Annotated in this window: 10 protein-coding genes; 1 reads left to right on the forward strand and 9 read right to left on the reverse strand. The window is 40.0% G+C overall.

Translation table 11 applies throughout. The features are described from left to right. Positions 1–18 precede the first annotated feature (18 nt). The 9 genes from ESA94_RS01950 to ESA94_RS01990 all read right to left on the reverse strand — a co-directional run bounded on the left by ESA94_RS01950 (position 19) and on the right by ESA94_RS01990 (position 20,735). A complete protein-coding gene (locus ESA94_RS01950) occupies positions 19–1,767 on the reverse strand; it encodes a RagB/SusD family nutrient uptake outer membrane protein (protein WP_129129171.1) in 1,749 nt (582 codons plus the stop codon). A 47-nt stretch (positions 1,768–1,814) separates the two neighbouring features. Continuing rightward, positions 1,815–4,994, reverse strand: a complete 3,180-nt coding sequence (locus ESA94_RS01955; RefSeq protein WP_129129172.1) for a SusC/RagA family TonB-linked outer membrane protein — start codon at positions 4,992–4,994, stop codon at positions 1,815–1,817. Between the two features lie 27 nt (positions 4,995–5,021). Beyond that, positions 5,022–6,464, reverse strand: coding sequence for a fasciclin domain-containing protein (locus ESA94_RS01960; RefSeq protein WP_164972598.1), 1,443 nt, complete (start codon positions 6,462–6,464; stop codon positions 5,022–5,024). Between the two features lie 36 nt (positions 6,465–6,500). Continuing rightward, the gene (locus ESA94_RS01965) at positions 6,501–8,192 is read right to left on the reverse strand and encodes a fasciclin domain-containing protein (RefSeq protein ID WP_129129174.1); all 1,692 of its coding nucleotides are present in this window, start codon (positions 8,190–8,192) and stop codon (positions 6,501–6,503) included. Between the two features lie 14 nt (positions 8,193–8,206). Continuing rightward, entirely contained in the window at positions 8,207–9,763 is a 1,557-nt protein-coding gene (locus ESA94_RS01970; protein ID WP_129129175.1) for a RagB/SusD family nutrient uptake outer membrane protein, read from the reverse strand. Between the two features lie 10 nt (positions 9,764–9,773). After that, positions 9,774–13,025: a SusC/RagA family TonB-linked outer membrane protein gene (locus ESA94_RS01975; RefSeq protein ID WP_129129176.1), complete on the reverse strand. Its 3,252-nt coding sequence runs from the start codon at positions 13,023–13,025 to the stop codon at positions 9,774–9,776. 26 nt (positions 13,026–13,051) lie between these two features. Then, complete coding sequence (locus tag ESA94_RS01980; protein ID WP_164972600.1) at positions 13,052–15,280, reverse strand: fasciclin domain-containing protein; 2,229 nt, start codon at positions 15,278–15,280, stop codon at positions 13,052–13,054. Positions 15,281–15,651: 371 nt separating this feature from the next. Beyond that, positions 15,652–17,607 carry a RagB/SusD family nutrient uptake outer membrane protein gene (locus ESA94_RS01985; protein ID WP_129129178.1) on the reverse strand — a complete coding sequence of 652 codons (1,956 nt, stop codon included), beginning with the start codon at positions 17,605–17,607 and terminating at the stop codon, positions 15,652–15,654. A 20-nt stretch (positions 17,608–17,627) separates the two neighbouring features. After that, on the reverse strand, positions 17,628–20,735 hold the full coding sequence (locus tag ESA94_RS01990) for a SusC/RagA family TonB-linked outer membrane protein (protein ID WP_129129179.1): 3,108 nt from the start codon (positions 20,733–20,735) through the stop codon (positions 17,628–17,630). A gap of 357 nt (positions 20,736–21,092) precedes the next feature. Between ESA94_RS01990 and ESA94_RS01995 the strand changes: the two genes are divergently transcribed. Beyond that, positions 21,093–22,103, forward strand: a complete 1,011-nt coding sequence (locus ESA94_RS01995) for a glycoside hydrolase family 88/105 protein (protein WP_240670963.1) — start codon at positions 21,093–21,095, stop codon at positions 22,101–22,103.

The raw sequence follows: 22,103 nt of genomic DNA on the forward strand, positions 1-22,103 counted from the left end.
TTTATTATTATAAGGGTATTACCATTTAAACGGTAAATACCATTCTTTTGCCATTAACTTCGAACGAGCTGCTGAAGCAGAAGACGATGAAATGCCTGATTTCATAAGTTTAACATAAACTCTATCAGCAAGAAAAGAAGGGTCATTGTTTCGAATCGCAATACGTAGTAAATCTGGCCAGCGTGTGCCCTCAAATGCATTCTCTAATGCACCTTCTTTAATTAAAGCACTTTCTATAGTCATCAAGCTGTCATTAGCAGGTACAGAAATGTTCACCAGATTCGCCCTCGCTCTTATACCAAGATTTCTACACCAGTCAGCACGATAATATGGAACGCCGGAATTACCACTGTTACGAGCGTCAATATTAAAGGGATAAGGTTCGTTCAATGTGTTATGATAATTAGTAACATCATTCCCAGGAGCTGGATAGGTACCTGCAATTCCATTATTCAATAACCCACATGATAAACGATATTTACCTGAACGGTTCGCTGCTTCAATAAAACGTAGATGCAAATGTGTTTGACGAAATAAAAACCATTTCCCATTTTTTTGCAACGGATTTAATGCCGTACCGGTATTCCATCCAATATAATTATACAAATACTTCATTGCCACCGGCTGGCCGCCGATTGTCATTGTACTTAATAATTTACGGGCATCATAAGGAATTGAACCTCCCTGAGCCGGGCGTTGAGTCTCCCCATCCCATAAATCAAATACTTGTTGAGAAGGACGAAGTAAATAGTTTCCACCAACCGGAGAGAATAATTTGATCATCGGATTTTGTGGATTAAACTTGTTATCGAACGGCATTACCCATAACCATTCATAGTTTACGTTGTCCGAACCAATGGGCGCTTCAAAAATCTGCCTCCATCCCACAGTATAATTTAAAGATGTCGCATCACCCGCACTTCCATATCGAATATTTTGTCCAGCCAAATCATCCTTCATACTTCCCATTTTATACATCCCAAAACGAATCCTGTCATCGGCAGAGCCTGTATTTTCTTCCATTACTTCACGATAATACGTAGCAGCTTTTTGATAATTCCCTTTCCACAAGTACAAATCTCCTAATAGCGCTCGCTTATGTATGTAAAATTTCTGGGTTTGATAGGCATCGACTGAAATGTTTAAATTCGTTCCTGTAGGATAAATACCTTTAAACGGAATAGACTCTGTTGTACTGATCAAACTATCGAGCAATACATTAAACGGTAAACGTTTGAAATTAGCTGTATTCTTTACTTCATCTACATTTTTTAATGAACTTGTTACGTAAGGCACTTCACCAAAATGAATACCCAACTGTAAATAAAGAAACGAACGCAGAGATTTAATATCAGAAAAACGCTGGTTAAACTGATCTTCATTCATTTTCTTTTCCTGTACCATTACTTTAAAGTGCTCAAGCACATCGTTACAGTTCAGGATCAGTTCGTAGAATGCTTTAGGACTTGCATAAGGATTGTTTTCGGTAACTGTATGTGTATTGATCTGGCGTAAAGCCTCGTTTGAATTTGCTGTAACATCCAGCAAATCGGCACGCAGTTCATTTAACACAACATATTGTTCAGCCAATCCCATAAACTTTCCATAAATACCAATTACTGCAGCATCGGCATCGTAAACGTTTTGGTAAGCATTCGCTTCGTCTAACTGATCTTCCGGCTGAATGTCGAACACTTTTTTACAAGCCGACAAACTAACCAGCATCATCAGCACTAACACAAATTCGGGCAAATTAATTTTCTTCATATCTGAAGCAGCATTTTTTCGTTCAATAATTTAAACTTCAATCGTTTTTATAAACCAAGTCTTGCACCTAAAATAAACGAGCGGAATAACGGATCGAGTCCGGCATCGGTACCTTGAGCAAACAAAGAAGGTGATGCACTGAATTCGGGATCGTAACCACTGTATTTCGTTAATGTAAAGAGATTGGTTCCGCTTACATAGATGGATGCGTTCTTAAAGAATTTTTCTTTAAACGGAATATTGTATGTAAGCGATGCACTGCGCAGGCGGAAGTAAGAACCATCTTCGATCCAGCGTGTACTGAAACGGTTATTACCCATTGGGTCGCCATACGTAGCTTTCGGCATATTTGTTTTCTGACCTTCTGCTCTCCAGCGGTTTACTACACTGTTCAATTGATTTTCTACCGTGCTTGATGATTCAAGTTTGTAACGGAGATAATTAAACACATCATTTCCCTGCGAGAATGTAAACAACGCATCCAATGTAAAGCGGCCATATTCAAGACGGGTTGTTACACTTCCAAAAATATCCGGTGTAGGAATACCGATAACAGTTCTGTCTTTTTCATCAATGATGTTGTCTTTGTTTATATCAAGAAACTTAACATCGCCGGCATTAAAATAGCTATAAGAACCATCTGCATTTTTCTTTCTTAAACCATTTGCCGCCGGTTGCGTACTGTAAACACCCTGTGCTACATAACCGTAAAAAAGTGTTGAACGAAGTCCCTGGCGTGTTAAGATTGTTGCACCTGCGTATTCTGTAGTAATTTCTTTATTAGGAACAGCTACCACACGGTTTTCGTTGTGGGCAATGGTAACACCTATATCCCACTTCAATTTACGCTTATTGATGATGCGGACATTTGCACTTGCTTCAATACCTGTATTCAACATGCTTCCGCTGTTAGTAGCCACTTTGCTGAAACCTGAAGCAACGGGTACATCTTCGTACACCAGCATGTTTTCAGTTTTATTGCGATAGACATCTACACTAAAATTCAAACGCTCGTTCCATGTAGAAAGGTCTGCACCTGCATTAAACTTTTTATTGGTTTCCCACTGAATTGCAGGATTGGCAATACCACTGCGAACCAAGCCCTGCATACCTAACAGGTTTTGCGATGTATAGGTTTGGCGTGCAGTATAGTTACCAATATCATCGTTGCCGGTTAAACTAAAGCTTGCACGAAGTTTCAACAGATCGATGCTTGATGTTGCCATAAAACGTTCGGATGATAATAGCCATGCAGCAGCAACAGATGGCATGATGGCATAAGTAACACCGCCCATTGAAACACCGCCTTTTGCTTGCGAACCAAAACGTGATGAACCATCCATTGCAGCATTAACAGATAAGAAGAGTTTGTCTTTATAACCGTAATCGAAATTAAAATAAGTGTTCATCCAGTTCCACTCACCTATTCCGCCACCTGTTTGGCGTAAAGCATTTACACCATTCTGTACACTGATGAGCTCGTCTGTTGCCGAGTTATAACCCAACGTAAAATCCTGTTCTGCACGGTTTTGCTGATAACGCAAACCTAAACGGGATGCGATACTGTGACGAAGCTGATACGTACGTTTAAATTCAATACGTGTATCAGAATAAACAGAGAACAAACGGCGAACCTGTGTACCTAAACGACTGTCGGCAATAGCGTTGCTTAATGTATCGTCTGCTACACCTTTACGTGGCACAAAAATATTTTCACGGTTTTTATCGTACACAATACCAAGTAACGAAGAGGCTGATAAGTATTTATTGAAATCGTACTTAAAGGTGTAAGAACCCATAAAACGATAGTAGCGGTTATACGCCTGCATATTTTCAATCAATACCGATGGATTGCTGATACCGAGAATATCTGTATCCTCAAAGTTTGGTGACAGCACCCCTTTCTCGTTCATTTCGTTTGGAGCTAAGAAAGGCGACTTGGTTAAAGCTGTGTACAACGCACCGGTTTTATTAACTACTCCCTGGTATTTAAGATCGGCCTGGTTGTAAGTAAACGCAAGGCTTGCAACACCTGTGAATTTTTTAGAAAAATTAAACTGTGCGTTAAAACGGGTGTTGTAACGTGTAAGACCTGTATTGTTAATTGTACCTGCATTACGGCTAAAGCCAACACTTAATGCATATGTAGCAATATTATCACCACCGGTTACTTTTAAATAGTAATTCTGGCTTACGCTGTTACGTAAAACATTTTTTTGCCAGTTGGTGTTGTTGTGATAACGATAATACGCCGCATTGCTGCTTGTATCGTCGTTCATGTAAGGCATTGCTGCAATTTCAGCAGCACTTAAGCCTTTGCTTTGCAGAATATCGCCAAGATAAGAACGGTAAGCAGAAGCGTTCATTACATTCAAAGGCTGTGGTGCCTGGTTGTAACTTGTGTATACACCAAAATCGATACTGGTTGCTTCCTTTCTGGCACGTGCGGTGGTAATGATGATGGCACCATTTGCACCTTTCGTTCCGTAAATAGAAGATGCATCTTTAATTACCGTGTAGTTATCAATATCGTGAATATTGATCAAGGATAACGGGTTGGTATAATTATTTGCAATGATGCTGTTTCCATAATCATTCATATCATACACGATACCATCAACAACAACAAGTGGCGCATTTGTACTGTACAACGAATTGTAACCACGCAAAAACATATTAGCGCCAATGCCCGGTGTACCCGAACGACGGATAACATTTAAACCGGCTGCCTTACCCTGCAAAGCAGCATCACCTGTTTCAAACGGACGTCCCCAATCGCTGTTGGCATTAAATGCTGTTACAGCACCTGTAATATTCCGTTTGCGCATTGTACCAAATGGCATCATCACATCTTCCTGGAAGGTTGTTGCCGACTCTGAAAGCAGTTCTGCTGTTACGGCATTCTTCCCTTTTAACGAAACCTGTTTCGATGCAAATCCCTCACCACTGATCTCTATATCGGTATAATAAGAAGGAACTTTTAATGTAAACTCGCCATCATCATCGGTAATAGCAGCAGAAAAATTCTTTACTTCAACACGTATACCTGCCAAAGGCTTTTTACCTGCAGCATCGGTAACCTTGCCGGTAATTACAATTTTTTGGGCAGCGGGTAAACTGTCTTTTTTTGTTGTATTTGTTTGCTGGGCAACAACTTCCTGCGGCGAGCTTAACGCTGCTGCAACAAGCATTGCTATAACCAGACTATGTACATTCTTTTTTATCATCACAACTTTCTTTTAATGGTAGTTCGTTTATAAACTTGGCACCAGCTTAATATAATCGCATGAAAGCGGGTTAACAGCTGCTGTTGTACTATTAGCTCCCACCAAATACACATTGAGCACAGGCGAATAAAATGTGAGCGGAATTTCGCCAACATATACTTCGCTGTAAACATTTGGATTCACAACAGCAGACAGCGCCGGAAGTACTGCACCTGTACCCCAACCCAACCTTTGTGTATAAGCTGCGGTTTGAAAATCGTTCAATGCTACCCAGTAAGCTTTGTATTTAATAGAAGGCACTTCAGGAACTTCGTAACGAAGCCAAAAATTAGATACACCATGATTGAATACGTTTACATCGGTAAAATCCAATCCTGTAAGCGGATTAAACCTGTCTCGGAAATAAGTATTACTTCTCCTGTTTACACTTTGCGCAATATAACTTTCGGCCTGAATGGTAATTGTTTTAAACTTACTTGCGGGCAATACATTCATCTGGCTCATTACGTACACAATACCATTACTTGTTTTAATGGTACGTACGATAGCCGATTTATTAACCGGAAGTTTTGTTCCAAACTTTGATACAACCGTATCGGGAATGGAGTTGGGTTGATAAACTGTATCTACTGCAAAATCTTTTACAACATTCCAGCTTGTAACAAGTGTATTACTGTCTGCAGTATTGGTTACGAAATAGGGCATGTACTTTGTTATTTCTGCATCCCATGCTGCATCTGTAAGCATGAATAGTGTAAACTGTTTTTTCTCAACTTTCAGATCGTGTACACGATTCCAGAAAAGATTGGTAAATACCGAATCTGTTCCTGCCTGGTAAATCGGTTCACCTGTTACAGGGTTAATGCTAGTAACAACCGCATTTGTTGGATCAAATACTTTACGGAAAAGCGAAAGCATAAATGTTTTTTGCTTTACAGGTGCGTTGCTGCTGTTATTTAAAAACTCCCAGCAATTATCCAAAGCAGGCAGTGCCTTATCTATAACCTGCAGCAAACCGTTACCTGCATATTTATCCGCTGTAGTAATGGTTGCATCTTCAATTTTTTTGCCTTGCATGTTATTGTACTTATCGTTCAACATACCAATACGTGTAGGCTGTACAATTTCGCTGGTACGGTATTGTTGCAATGCAATGTGGTTACCAATAAAGCTTTTGAGTTTTACCGCATCGTTTACAATTGCAGGATCGAGTGAAGAAAGTGCACTGTTAACAGGCGCAAAAACGGTGTAATTGCGTGATGAACTAATAACTTTATCGTAACCCGTCTTCACCAGGTATTCTTTAAAAGTACTTAACTGGGGATTGGCGTTTACAAGATCCAGTACTGTCATTTGCAACGCAGGATCCGTAATATCGTTTCGTTCGTCTTTTACTTTACTGCAGCTGCTTAAAAGCTGCAAAGAAAGTAACCCCGACACCAGTAAGAGAGAGGTATGCCTGATCTTCATGTTCATTATATTTTTCAGTACTTCTGTCGTTAGTTATTATTGATAAATCATTGTGCCATCCGGACGGAAACGTGGCAACACCTGATCCTGATCGATCGGAATAAAATGGATCATATCAAGGTTGTTATTGTTCTGCGTTCCTGTTAATGCTGTAATACGGATGAGTTGTTGTTTGGTTGTTGTAAACTCAATTACACCTACCTGGCGTGCAGCCCAAAGATTGCTTGTGTTTTCGGTATAACGTTTCCAACCGATTGCTTCCAGTTCAGAGTCGGTACCTGCAGGACGTGTATCAGTAAAGTTCATTGTACGTTGCATAATGGTGCCGTTTACACTTACCTGGCAAAGCATGTTGGAGCTGCTCGATTGTTTTTGCTGACGGTAACAAACCCATACTTTGTATTTACCTTTTACAATGGGCGGCGTACGCATTTCCCACCATGGCGGACGGTTAGGTAAACCGAGCGGCAGCATATTGATATCTGCATTATAAGCATAGTTGGTAATACTGCTTGCTGCAGAATAAGTATAAGTAAGTGTGTTTGTACTTGCTAACGGACCCCAACCCCAGTAATGATCTTTAATTGGATTATCCGCTTCTGTTGCACGGGTAAAATTGTAGTTCGCTTTTTTGTAATAAGCTGGCAGCTTTTTAATTTCATCGAAAGAAGACACATCCCAATACAAAGCCGTTGGTTTACGGAATTTCACCATAAAGTGCGCAGCTGCATCGTGCCATACGCCATTGGTTGCAGCAACATCGCTCTTTGCACGTGTCAGCACCACACCTTTTTCCAATACACCATTAAACTCATCCTGGTTAAGTAATACCTGTTGATCGATCAACTTAATACTTACCACTTCCTGAGGTTGTAATGTTTCGTGTGTTGGCGTTGAAATAATATCGCCAAGGAATTTCAAACCTTGCGAAATATGATAAGCTACATAAATGTGCAGGCTATCGTTGTCGTTTGCAGGATTACCTGTTTTAGAATATTTCGCTTTTAACGCAGCATATGTTGCAAAACCGCTATCGGCTAACGCTTTATTACTTTCTGCAAATACTGTCATCCAACGTTTCGATGTGTCGGCATCCACAGCATTCAGTTTCGCATAATAGCCTGTTTCCTTTAATGCCTGTACAAAAATGGAATACTCAGGTTTTTCTTCCAACTGTTGTGCAATGGTTTTAACAGCAGGTTTCAGCACATTGTCGATTACATGAATGACACCGTTACCAACACGTACGTTAGAACGAAGAACTGCACCTTGTCTGTTAATAAGATAACTTGATACACCGCTTACATTGGCAACCGATGTTACGAGGTACTGACCGTACATGGTAACAACGGGCAATTTACCATCTGTAAACGAGTTGGTATAAACCGTATCGCTCAACAAATGCAAACGCACCATATCTTTTAATGTGTTGATATCGGCAGCTTCAACAGAAGCAGCACCAAGACCGGCCAGGTATGTTTTTACACCACTGTTTGTTGGTGCAAAACAAGTGTAGGCTCCATATGCATTGAGGAATGCAGCGTTGCCTGTTCTTTCCAGAATCTGGCGAAAGAGTGAAAACGAATCAAGATTTTTATCGAGATAGCCTACAATATTTACGTCACCCGTTGTAGATTCCTCGATCTTGATTTTTCTGCAGCCCGGGGCCGACATAAGCAGAGCTATAACTGCAACCGAAGCTAAGGCAAGAACAATGTTTCTTTTCATAATGCAGGTTTCAATTATTTATAGAAAGGGTTTTGTACTAATTGTTTATTGGTTTGCATTTCGTAGAGGTAGATCGGCAGGTAATGACTGTTTTGATCTTTAAACTTTGCCTGCGCCGATTGCTGCATATTGGATGGTACGCTGATAGATACCATACTTAACAGGATGCCGATACGTTCGTATTTATTACGTTTTGCATTGCGCAATACATCGAACCAGCGTTTACCTTCAAAACAAAATTCTCTTGCACGTTCTTCCAGAATAAAATCCTGGATAAGATTTTTATCGGAAGCTGCGGGTGTAAGATCTGTTGCATCCAATGCATTTGCACGTGCACGGATTGTATAAACAATATCCAGGGCTTCCTGTCCACGACCAAGCTCATTCAATGCTTCTGCTTTCATTAATAAAATATCTGCATAGCGATAGAAGAACCAGTGTGCATAGCTTTGATCAAGAGCACGGAGCCCGGTAGCATTTGCACCAACATATTTCCATACGGTAGTTGTTGCTGCACGAACTGAAGCACCATCGCCACGGATATCGTAGTTCTGATCGTTGGTGTAATCAACAGTAAACACACGATCCATCAGGTCGGCTGCAGCAGTCCATCTTCTTGCAGAAATACTTGAAGAAAAAATAGTGAAGTAAGGATTTAAACGTTGCTGGCTGAACTGCAATTCAAAAATGCCTTCGTTTGAATTACCGTTATAGTACAAGGTATTAAACCATGCATCGTTGTACTCAACAATTGGTCCGTTTTGCGTTGCACCACGGATTAAACCGAATTTACCTGAGTTAATAACTTTATCGCAGGCCGCAATACTTTCGGTATATTTTTCCATCCACAAATACACATCAGCTAAAATAGCATTGATGGTATAAACAGTAACACGGCCTTTATCAGAAGCTGCGTCGCCATAAGTTGTAACAGCTTTCGCTTCTGCTGCAGTAAGATCTTTTACTACCTGTGCAAATATTTCAGCTTGCGCTGTTTTAGGAATAGGAGTAATATTTTCATCACTCAACGTTGCATCAAGTTTTAACGGCACATCACCAAAAGTGCGGGCCAGGTAAAAATACATGAGTGCACGAACGGTTAATGCTTCGCTTAAATAGTTATCGAGTTGTTTTTGTGTAAACGTATTATCGTTTGCCAACACTTCGGGAGCCTTTTCAATAACGGTGTTACAGAAGTTGATGGTTCTGTAAAAAGGACGCCAGTTGGCATTTACGTTTGTTGGTTGAATATTGGCATTGATCAATGCAATATCATCGGCACTGGAAGCGGTGGCAGATGCAATATGATCGGCCCTGCTTTCGCCCCAAACAAAAAACAGCTCGGCCATTGAAGGCACATAATTTGTCGGGTTACCATACGTGCCGCTGGAATATTCCATCATCGATGAATAAATTCCGATAACGGATGCCTTTACCTGTTCTTTTGTTTTCCAGAACTCTTCTTTTACAATACCATCCTGCGGTTTCAGAGCCAGCCATTTTTTACAGCTGCTGAAACTTACTGCGAACAGTACCAAAAGCGAATATGTAAGAAATTTAATCTGTTTCATGCGTTTGTAATTAGAATGCTGCTACTAAACCAATTGTAATATTTTTTGCCGGCGGCGTCATTGAATAATCGTAAGATACACGGAACGGATCGGAACCACGGAATGATACTTCGGGATCCTGACCGAGATAGTTGGTGAATGTGAAAAGATTTTCTGCGGTTACATAAAAGCTTGCTGATTTCATTTTCATTTTCTTCAGCGCTTTCTTATCGAAATTATAACGCAGTGTAACAGTTCTGAAACGGATATACGATGCATCTTCAACATAACGGTCGCTGCCAAGCCAGTTATAACCACCTGCAATTAATGCACGTGGCATATCAGTTACATCGCCTTCTTTTCTCCAACGGCTTAACACAGCTGTACTTTGGTTATCGAAACCGTACATGTTGGTTGTATTCATTTTGGTGCCGTTAATTACATCGTAACCCCAACGGAAGCTGAAGAACGATGTTAAGCGGAAATTCTTCCATGTAACTGATGGACCAAAACCTCCCGATAATTTAGGATTACTGTTACCGAGATAAACAACATCCATGTAGTTAATGTTACCATCATGGTTAATGTCTTCATACATCGCATCACCCGCCTGGAAAATATAATCTGTTTGCGGATAGTTAAAGCGCATGTAAATTGTTTGACCATTAGGTCCTACAATTGGATTTCCTTTTGCATCTGTTGCAACAGTTGCAGATTTGTTTGCGTAAACTCCTTTGTACTTGTAACCATAGAACGAACCAAACGGATTATTGATCTGCAACAGACGGAGATACTCACCATTCTTCGTTACATCACCTCTTTGGTTTGGATAGAATTCAGAAATTTCACGAATTACGTTTTGGTTGGCCGAAATATTAAAGTCGAAACCAATCGTTAATGTTTTTGTTTTATAAGGCTGCGTCCATACCGCCAGTTCCCAACCCTGGTTATCCATTGTACCAACATTCATGAACAAGGAATTGTAGCCCGTGTAAGAAGCAATCTGTAAACCATCCATAAAGAGGTCTTTAGTACGGTTACGGTAAATTTCACCATCCATACGCACACGACCTTTAAAGATGCTTACGTTGTAACCGATGTTACTTCCACGCAATGTTTGCCAACGCAGATTTTTCAATTCCATACGTGATGAAATGATACCTGCCTGATCGAGATAAGTATAATCGTAGGTACTGTATGTGTTGTAAAATAAATAATCGTAACGAGGAACCTCACCCGCAATACCATAGCTTGCACGTAAACTCAAATCATCAAGCCACTTTGCATCTTTCAGGAATTTTTCTTCTGAAATGCGCCAGCGTGCCGAAATAGAAGGGAATACACCATAGCGATAGTTTGGACCAAAACGTGAATTACCATCTGCACGTATCGTAGCATTGATAAGGTACTTATCGTTAAACCCATATTGTGCGCCAACCAATGCACCAACCGAACGGTTTTGTGTTTGTCCGGAAACTGCACGCAAATCGCTGTTTTGTGTACGTGATGCAATAGAAGGATCAACCAACAATGAAGATGCCGTATTCGACGACATTACTTCCTGGTAAACTGCAGTATAATCGTTTGTAAGAATGTTCATGTACGCCTGTACATTGTGTTTCTCCGATTTTAGCTGCGGCGTATAAATCAAACTTGTTTTTGTACCAACACTAAAAGCATCAATATCGCCATCGTATGCACGGTTAACTACAGTTTCTGTGTTAGGACGACCGGTAGCGATTTGTGGAAGAAAACTGTTGTTCTTTGTATTATTAATATCGAACTGTACATCGAAAGTTGCTTTCAGCACACGTTTGATGATATCGTAATCAACCTGGAAACGTGGAATGATACGATCGCCCAATACACCATACTTTGCTTTGTCGGCCATTGCAACAGGATTGTACACACGGCTGTATTGACCTTGTACGTTTGCGGCAGGCGAAAAATAGTTAGTGGTAATATCGCCGTTTGCATCGTATTCAAACACACTCATGTTTGGCATCTTAATGTAAGCCATACCACGAATAGAAGATTCGCTGCTTGAGAGATAATGACGAACCTGGTTGGAGTGTGTGTACGAGAAACTGGTAAAGAATTTGATTTTTTCTGATACGGTATAATCAAGATTGATACGTGTATTGATACGTTGTAAACCTGTACCAATGGTAATACCTTTTTGATCGAACCAACCAACCGATGCAAAGTATTTTGCTTTTTCACCACCACCGGTTAAGCTTACAGTGTGATCCTGGATATAACCTGTTCTCGAAATGGCATCGATCCAGTTTGTATTGTTACTGTAATTATGATACCAGTATGGATCGTTGGGATCGTAGTTAAACTCACGGTTAACGGTTGTGTTCAACGTAGTACCAATACGGTTCATAAACGCTTCAGGAATCAATGAAGAATACTGATCGCCATTTAATAACGGAATAGCCTTGGGCACCAAAGAAACCGAACCTTTAAATGTATAGTTAATGGTAGGTTTACCAATACTGCCACGCTTGGTTGTAATTACCAATACACCGTTTGCAGCTTTGGCGCCCCATATAGCAGTTGCAGCAGCATCTTTCAACACAGTGATATCTTTAATATCGGCAGGCGAAATATTTAATAACTGTGCATAGCCTTGCTCATCGGCAGTACCAAAATTAAAGTCACTTGGAATTTCTGTTTCATAAGGCATACCATCCAAAACAATCATTGGTATACCGGTAGAGTTGATTGATGATACACCACGAATACGAATGTTCATAGCAGCACCGGGATCGCCACTTGAAGCTGTAATATCAACACCACTTAAACGACCTTGCAATGCCTGATCGATACTTGGCGCCTGCATCTCTTCCATTTCTTTTGCGTTGATGCGTGACACAGCGGTTGTAAGATTTTTCTCCGGTACATTGATCATACCGTTTGAAGATGACGGGCGTGCAATTACCACAACTTCACCTAAATCGGCCTGCGAATCTTCTAATGAAAAGTTGATGGATGTACGTCCGTTAATGCGTTGCGTTACGCTTTTGTAACCGATATACGAAAGTGAAATTCTGTTTTTGCTGTTTACATTCTTCAAAACAAAAAAACCTTCAATATCGGTTTGTGTACCACGTACAATCCGGTTATCTGCATCCAGTTCCGATACCGATACACCTTGCAGCGGCTTACCGTCTTTATCGGTTACTTTACCACGCAGTACATCCTGTGCAAATACCGATACAGCCACAAGAAGAAATAATGCAGTGAAGGAAAACAGTTTCGTTAATTTATTCCACATACTATGCATTGTTTGGGTAATGAGTTTTATTTATAGCGGAGGTAGTTATCGATCAAATGAATCGTACACCTTGTGCTTAATTGGTTACTTGATGCAGTTACTACAGCGCCCGATCTGCTCTTCATATCGTTTAAGGTGATGCTGTTTGGCGTGCTGTTGTTCACGAAGATGGTTGAAGGATCGCCATTCGGAAACTTATATAAAGTCTCGAACGTGCCACTCTCCTGCCCGTCTGTTGCAATATTTTTCTTGTTAAGAATATGATAGTAGATAAATGCATCAACCTGTTCACGTTCCGCAAGGGTTAAGCCTGTGTACTTTGGTACTTTGTTTGGTGCAGTTCCAGTACCCGGTAAATCGCCTGCATTTACAGCAGCAAGAATAGCTGTATTGCTTGGTATAAAGAACGTATAGAACGAACCCGATGCTACCTGTACAATTTCGCCTGTTGTTGTATTAAAAATTGGTGACGCCTTCAGGTAATTCCAGAAATAATTATACGGCGAAGTTGTTGGTGTACCCAATGTTTCAATGTGTTTACCAATTATTTTTTCGCTGAATTCCAGAATACGATCGATATAATAAACGGTACCGTTCTTCGCTGTTTTTTTGTTAACAACAGTTGCCTGGTTACCTGCATCGTAGTTACCTGCAGCAGCAACTTTGTTGTTATCAAATTTTATAAACTCTCCCGAGTTAGACATAGCAACACCTGCAGTTGTAAGTGAAGTAATGTCTCTGCCCGGTACTACATGCATATTTAAAATACGTTGCAAACGCACCAATGCAGATGAACCTGTTAATTGTGTACCACCAGCCGGAGGCGTGTAACGCCATTGTTCATTTATATTATTGCTTACAGTTGCATCAGCATAATAACCGGCAGCATTAAATGCAGTGTTGCTGATGAGGAACATGGTGTACTTCTGATAAATATTTGAGATCTGAAATTTAAGATCAAGATTCAGTAAGCTTGTCATGATCGAATATTTCGGATCGAGATAAGCTTTACCATACACACTGCTGAACACGTTTGCTTCCTGTACTTTATTGGTACCGTAAAACACCCCGTTACTCAACACCTGCTTGTCTACAACATCTGTTGCTGAATTAAAGCGTGCTTCTTCGCCAACAGAGTTGTAAGTAGTGGCAAACTTCGAAGGCCAAACCACTGTACGCCACATATGCGCATTCATAAAATCATAAATTACATTAATCGGTAATGCATCCACACTTGAATAGTGCTCGAGCAATACGGTATTGATGTAATTAAGTAATGCCGCATTTTCAGGAACAAACATGGTGTAACTGTCCGACTGACCATCATTATCCTGCAATTTCAAAAAGTTTTCGTTATTGGGCGAAAATGCCAAACTGTTATTGTACACTTTAGTAAACACATCTGCCGCAGTACCGTAAATGGCTTTATAGTTTTGCGATACAGTTTGGTTTAACACATACTGTACAAGAAACTTATCCATGAGTTTTTTAAACTCGCTGTAACGAGGGTTGGTACCAATGTACTGATCGATGCTGGGCAACACGGTAATAACCCTGTCTATCACATGGATAACGCCGTTTTCAGCGGCAATATCTTTTTCTGTAACCTTTGCATGCGCAACGTTAAAACCTGCGTAAGTGGAGTTTGGATAGAAGTAATTGTAATCAGCAGCCGTTAACGATTTTCCGCTCATATAAGCAGTTTCAAAAACAGGAACATACTTGTTGTTGTTATCTGCATCCACATAGTATAACGCACCTGAATTATTACGGTTTGATGCAATTGCTTTGATATCCTGGCCACTGAGGTTTTTAGTTTCGTAGATGCCTGTATAATTAGCTGTACGTCTGCGGAACGAAGCCCCTTCTACCCAACCAAGATTACTTTGATAATCGGAAATTCGCTCCTGTTTAAATGCATTATACACAAGGCTGTAAGTAACGATCTTACGTGCGGTTGAAGAGTCGATTGCATCTACATTCGCAATACTGTTCTGTGTAAGATAAACAGTAACAGCAGAGTCGTGTGGTGCAAAAATTGTCCAGTAACCTGCAGCAGACAGCGTTTGTTTATAACCGGCCTTGTCAATCAGTTTTAAAAACTGTGTAAAGCGGCCTTTAGCCTGCAATTGCTGATAAATGGGTTGTTCAAGAGTGTCGGGCCTTTGATAAAATTCATCGAATTTCTTTTGGCATGCAAACGTTATAGCTGTAAGCGCAAAAAAAAGGCAAAACTGTTTGATAAGCTTAAACATAAATCTACAGTTCATTTAATAAATCAAATGTGATCGATGGAAAATAAATACGATTCGTACGTGACTGGAAGAAATAAATAACCGGAGAATGACCTTTACGTCAAAGAAAGGATCTGTGGCAAAACAGTTTTTTTCTACAAAGCATAGCAGTTTATGCAATTGGGTCATACAGCAGCAATCTTTTTCAATCAGCAGTTATTGGCAAATATTATATTACCGTTAACAGCACCAAATTATTGCACACACTGCATTTAACCGTCATGTGCCATCCTGAGTAATTCCTGCTTTTTACGCAATCGATGTCGAAAACGGATTTCGATACAAAAAGGGCTGCCTGTTGGGCAGCCCTTTTTGATTATTTTAAGTCGTCCTTAGTAACCGGGATTTTGCATTGCCTGCTTTTGTGCGGCAGTTAAAGCTAAACCTCCCATTTGTATACCATCAAGGAATGTTTGCGGTATAGGGCGTAATAAATGTTTATCCTGGATATTGGGTGCAGCATCGGGGTTAAATGCTTTTGCACGGGCAATTAATGTTTTTGTACGAGACAAATCCTGCCAGCGTAAATATTCGCCTGCAAGCTCACGTGAGCGTTCGTTCAACAGGAAACAAAGCATCCTGTCGTATGCAGCAGAATAGCCCAACAAGGTAATAATGTATTCATCTGCTGCAGGTAATGCAGCAACGTTTGTAACTGTTAAACTTGCAGAAGCTGCGGTTGTAACCGGAATATTGTTTGATTCGTAGTAAGAGTTTTCAGGAAAGAATGACGGAGGAATTGATTGCGGAACACTGCTGGGCGCTGCACCACCATCATAATATACCGAGCGATTTTCGCCGTTTGCATACTGTGCTCTTACACGCAGAGGATTAATATATACTAATGCATCAGCATAGGTACCAACACCGGCTTTTGCCTGGCGAATTTTTGCTTCTGCAGCAATCAGGTATGTTTCAGCAGAACGTGCCAATGTAATATCACGTAAACCTCTTACATCGTTAAAGCCGGCTGTACGTGAACCATCCATAAACTTACTCAGCGATGGAAAACGACGGGTATCGTTCCAGCCGCCATCTGCTGTAACACCATTTTTATACGCTACATAAACATGCGGAATGGTTTTTCCCGTGCCGCTGTAAGTAACAGAATTGTTTAACAGGTTTGCAGAAAAACGAGTATCGCCGGGCTGATTAATTACATACATAATACCCAAATCACCCTGTACATAACCACTGGTTGGTGCATTAGCATTTACCTTATGCTTTGTTCTGAAAGTTTTCCAGAAACGTGAATCGTTTTGCATATCGTAAATGCGATACATAAAGAATGTTGGAGATAAACGGCTGAATGGACGATCACCACTTAAATCACGCTGCATTTGAGCGATATCTTCATAACGTGATACATAATACAAATGCTGTGTATTTTGGCCGCTTGCCGTTAAATCCGATGTAAACTGAGCTGACAAAATAACTTCACGCAGATTTTCATTTGCACTATTTGGAGATGTATAACGCCATAGATCTCCGTAGTTTGGAGCCAGTGCATGATTTGCAATTACGGCATCACACAAAGGTATAATCGCTGCTAAATCGGCTGCTTTTGTTGATCCATTCCACGAATCATTAATTTCACTTGTACGACTCAAATAAGCTTTTGCAAGAAAATGTGCTGCAGCATCTTTTGTTATTCTTGCCGGAGAGCCGGTATTCGTTAATAAATTATAAGCCTGTGTAAAATCAGCAATAATTAAATCGTACACTTCTTTAGGATTAGCACGGGTAAATTCCAGGTTTACAGTTGTAATTGGTGAAGTTTGTAAAGGAACTGCACCATACTGGCTTACTAAACGTAAATAGTTATAAGCTCTTAAAAAGTAACCTTCGCCTAAAGCTGTTTTCTTAATTGCATCAGCTGTAGATGCACTGGCTGTTGCATTTTGAATGATAATGTTAGCTTGACCAATACCAATGTATAAATTATCCCACTGTGCTTCAGCAGCCACCGTATTACCGTTGTTTGGTGTTACGAATGAGCCAAAAGTGTTACCATAAGAATTATACATACCGTTTGATGGGTCTCCACCTACACGAAACTCATCTGTACCGTAACACATATTGGAAAAGGCCATTTCGCCGTTAAACTGAGTGGCAAATACCTGGTGATATGCACCATTAACCAACTGCTGAATACCGGCATCTGTTTTATAAAACTCCAGATCTCTGGATGTTTTTAATGTTTCATTTAAAAAACTCTTTTTACAAGATGTAGCCAGCGTCATTACCAGAACGCTAACCAATGCTATATTTAATATTCTATTTTTCATTTTGTTGAAAATTTAATGATCTAGAAACCTGCGTTAATACCTACAGTAAATCCACGATTTGAAAACATCGAAACCGCATCCATATCCATAAACTTAATTTGTGAATACAGCATTGCCGGGTTAGTAGCCTGGAAGTACACACGTAGGTTTTGCATATGCATCGATTTGATCATTTTACTATTAAAATTGTATGCAAGTGAAACATTACGAACTTTAATGAATGAACCTTTTTTATAACCCAGTGCGCCGGAATAGTTGTCGCCCGAACCTACTGAGTAAAATGGTTTTTGATATTCAGCATCTTGATTGTTTTCAGTCCAATAATCAATCTGACGCTGATTACCACGAGCTGTTTGCGCTTCACCACCAGTATTATACCAGTACTTTAAACGACCATAGATAAAGAAAGACAATTCAACTCCTTTGTAAGAAAATGAGTTTGTTAATCCCACTACCCACTGTGGTCTTGTATTACCGATTATACCACGATCGTTATTTGCATCAATTTTATTATCACCATTTAAATCATTTGGTTTTACCTGGCCAGGTGTAAATGTGTTACCATTTGCTGCAAACTTTTTTAAAGTTGCCGTGTCGGAGTATTGCCACATACCATTTGATGAAAATCCATAAATAACACGTATTGGCTGACCAATAAAGTAGTTGTTTAAGATATCATCTTGTTTACCATTTGCGCCTTCATCAATACGATCTTTTTGAAAGCTTACATTAAGACCACTTGTCCATTGGAAATTCTTTTCAGAAATGTTTACCGTATTAATATTTACATCAACACCTCTGTTTGAAGTTTGACCAAGATTGGTAAGCGTAGTTGAATAACCTGTAACAGTTGGCAAACGTTGCGGGAAAATCAGATCTTTTGTTTTAGATGTATACACATCAATTACACCCGAAATTCTGTTCTTTAAAATACTGAAATCAATACCAACATTATACTGTGCTGTTTTTTCCCATCTTAAATTAGGATTACCCAATTGTGTTGTTGGAAGTGAAGCAGGTATTACACTGCCACCATTTGCATAGAAATAAGGTACGCCGTATGTTAAAGTTTGATAAGGCCCAATTGCTGAGTTACCTGTAACACCCACACCTACTCTAAATTTCAAATCATTAACAAATGCAACATTCTGCATAAAGTTTTCACGGCTTAAACGCCAGGCAAGTGCAGCACTTGGAAAGAAATCTCCTTTATATCCTTCGCCAAGTTGAGATGCCGCATCGTAACGTAAAGATGCAGTCAATAAATAACGTTCATCAAAACCATAGTTTACACGAGCCATGTAACTTGATAGCTGGCTCTCTTGTAATGGTGTAACACGGTTTATTGTAAGATTTGTTGAAGGGAGTACACTGCTGTTAAGTTCATACCATTTTTGTGCTGCAAAAGGAATACCGGTACCCACAACTCTGTTTACAGGACTTGCCACATACTTTGTTGCACTTTGTAATAAAGTAACACCGAAATTATGTTTCTTAATTTCTCTGTTGTAGTAAATCAGGTTATCCAAAGTCCAGGAATAAGTTTTTGCTTCCTGTAGAGATGCACCATTTATACCGCTGCTTGCTGCAGATTGACCATCAATGTATACACCGTTCGAATAATTAGAAAAATCAGGTCCAAAATTGAAGCGATATTTTAAGCCTTTTAATGCGGGATGAATTTTTCCAAAATCAAGCTGTGCATTCATGCTACCAAATGCACGTAATGTTGCACGTTGATCTTGAGTATATTTCTCTTCGCCAATAACTGTTTTGATGGCAACGTCGCCACCTGGGTAAAGAATTCTGTTTCCTACAGAATCGTAAGGAACAGCCCATTTAAATAAACCTCTTGCAGAGTTATAAATACTTGTTGCCGGCGATCCAACAAAAGACCCAATTACAAGATTCGACTGACCAAATTCCTGAATTCCATATGTAACATTGAAATTAACACCCATGCTAAACCAATCAGTAGCTTGCACTTCTACGCTTGTTTTGCCGGAATAACGAATAAATTTCTGACCAATAGAAGTTCCTTTGTTGTTTAAGTAACCAAAAGAACCGTAAGCTTTAATTTTATTTGTACCGCCGCTTACACTAATTGTATTATCTGTTGTAATACCTGTTTGAGAAACCAAACCGGTCCAATCGGTATTTCCGACTTTTGTACCATCCCAGGTACCACCTGCCCAACCTTTCGCAATATTTTTCCAGGCGTCAGGATCAGACGTTGCCAGAAAAATATCACGATCATTGGCAATTGTAGGAGCGTCACCACGAGGACGACCTGTGGGGTTACTGTAATAAACAGCCCAACGACGAAAATCGATATATTCTGAAGCAGACATAATAGGCGCCCAATCACGTACTGTTTCAAAAGTTGCAGAACTGAAAAAGTTAACCTGTGTTTTACCTGCCTTACCTTGCTTTGTGGTAACGATAACAACACCATTTGCACCCCTTGAACCATAAATAGCGGTTGCAGATGCATCTTTCAAAACATCAATAGACTCAATATCGTTCGGGTTGATGTACTCAATACCACCGGTAGCCAAAGGAATATTATCTACTACATATAAAGGATCGTTCGTAGCGTTTAAAGAACGTTCGCCACGAATACGAATTGAACCCAATGTACCGGGGCGTTCGTTCGAAGTAATATCTACACCGGCAACTTTACCCTGCATTGCCTGCAAAGCATTATCAACCGGCCTGGAACGAATTTCTTTTTGATTGATACCGGAAACAGAACCGGTTACATCTTTTTTCTTTACTGATGCGTATCCAATTACAACCACATCTTCAAGCGTTGATGCGCCTGAAGCAAGTGTTACATTAATTGTGTTTCTGTTGTTGATTTCAATTTCCTGATCTGTATAACCTACAGACGAAATAACCAGTACCGATTTACCGGAGGGAGCATTTAATTCAAATCCACCATCGGCTCCGGTTGTTGTGCCTACAGTAGTTCCCTTCACCAACACACTTGCACCCGACACAGGTTTACCTGCATCATCAGATACTTTACCGGAAACTTTAAATGTGTTTTGTGAAAAAGAAGCGGAGACTAATAGACATGACAGCAATAGCAATACGCTGGAGCGTATCCATTTTTTTTCTTTCATATAGCAGCTTGTTAAAAGGTTTAGATTTTAAAAGTAGAAGAATTTCGTAGCGAGGGTATCCTGTCCTGTCCTGTAGGGCCATATTTATTTACGCAATCGTTCCCGATGTGATAATCGGGAATTAAACCTGATAAACTGTAAAATTTCAATGCAATTGTTTCAGTTTCAGGATGCAGCAGGATGCCTTTCCTGCCATTATATACTATCATTGACCTTTCTTAAAATAACATTGCTGCTATGCTGAAAAGAATCGTTTGTCTGCTGTTGATAGGCTCATTTTTATACCCTGCAACAGCCCAGAAATTACCTGCCAAAAAAAAGATACTAAAAACGCTGAGGCTTACCAACCAGTACTTCATGAACAAATGGCCCGATGCCGGTAAGCCTATTTTCACCAACATTGAACGCCCCAGCAACATCTGGACAAGAGCTGTTTATTACGAAGGCTTAATGGCGCTTTATGCCATAGATAAACAACAAGCTTATTACGACTATACATTGCAATGGGGCGAAAAACACAAGTGGGGTTTGCGTGGTGGCATTAAAACACGCAATGCCGATAACCAATGTTGCGGTCAAACATATATCGATATGTATTTGCTCGATAACAAACAACATCCCGAACGTGTAAAGGATATTAAAGCTTCTATTGACTCGATGATGCTGACATCGAAAGTAGATGACTGGAACTGGATTGATGCATTACAAATGGCGATGCCTGTGTTTGTAAAACTCGGTAACCTTTATAACAATACTGCTTACTTCGACCGTATGTACGAAATGTATGCATTCTCTAAACATAAACATGGAGGCAATGGTTTGTATAACCAGGCCGAAAAATTATGGTGGAGAGATAAAGATTTTGTTCCTCCTTATAAAGAACCAAATGGCGATGATTGTTATTGGAGCCGTGGCAATGGCTGGGTTGTTGCCGCATTGGTAAAAACATTGGAAGCCTTACCAAAAACCGACCCACATTATAACGAATACCTGCAGGACTATAAAGACATGTGTGCTGCTTTACTTCCATTGCAACGTACCGATGGTTATTGGAATGTAAGTTTGAATGATGCCAACCATTTTGGAGGTAAAGAAGTATCTGGTACATCACTGTTCATCTATGGTTTTGCATGGGGTATCAACAACGGCATCCTCGATAAAAAAACATACCAGCCTTCTATTGCAAAAGCATGGAGTGCCATGTGCAAAGAAGCAGTACATACAGATGGTAAACTGGGTTATGTACAAGGTACCGGTAAAGAACCAAAAGACGGCCAACCTGTTACTTATACCAGCACACCCGATTTTGAAGACTACGGCTTAGGTTGTTTCCTACTTGCAGGAACAGAAATTTACAAACTGAAATAA

Origin of the sequence: Lacibacter luteus (assembly GCF_004118265.1) — a bacterium.
GTDB lineage: Bacteria > Bacteroidota > Bacteroidia > Chitinophagales > Chitinophagaceae > Lacibacter > Lacibacter luteus.

What these genes read in the sequence shown, in the direction of transcription:
- ESA94_RS01950 (WP_129129171.1), bottom strand. Translation starts at nt 1,767, where the DNA reads ATGAAGAAAATTAATTTGCCCGAATTTGTGTTAGTGCTGATGATGCTG.
- ESA94_RS01955 (WP_129129172.1), bottom strand. Translation starts at nt 4,994, where the DNA reads ATGATAAAAAAGAATGTACATAGTCTGGTTATAGCAATGCTTGTTGCA.
- ESA94_RS01960 (WP_164972598.1), bottom strand. Translation starts at nt 6,464, where the DNA reads ATGAAGATCAGGCATACCTCTCTCTTACTGGTGTCGGGGTTACTTTCT.
- ESA94_RS01965 (WP_129129174.1), bottom strand. Translation starts at nt 8,192, where the DNA reads ATGAAAAGAAACATTGTTCTTGCCTTAGCTTCGGTTGCAGTTATAGCT.
- ESA94_RS01970 (WP_129129175.1), bottom strand. Translation starts at nt 9,763, where the DNA reads ATGAAACAGATTAAATTTCTTACATATTCGCTTTTGGTACTGTTCGCA.
- ESA94_RS01975 (WP_129129176.1), bottom strand. Translation starts at nt 13,025, where the DNA reads ATGTGGAATAAATTAACGAAACTGTTTTCCTTCACTGCATTATTTCTT.
- ESA94_RS01980 (WP_164972600.1), bottom strand. Translation starts at nt 15,280, where the DNA reads ATGTTTAAGCTTATCAAACAGTTTTGCCTTTTTTTTGCGCTTACAGCT.
- ESA94_RS01985 (WP_129129178.1), bottom strand. Translation starts at nt 17,607, where the DNA reads ATGAAAAATAGAATATTAAATATAGCATTGGTTAGCGTTCTGGTAATG.
- ESA94_RS01990 (WP_129129179.1), bottom strand. Translation starts at nt 20,735, where the DNA reads ATGAAAGAAAAAAAATGGATACGCTCCAGCGTATTGCTATTGCTGTCA.
- ESA94_RS01995 (WP_240670963.1), top strand. Translation starts at nt 21,093, where the DNA reads ATGAACAAATGGCCCGATGCCGGTAAGCCTATTTTCACCAACATTGAA.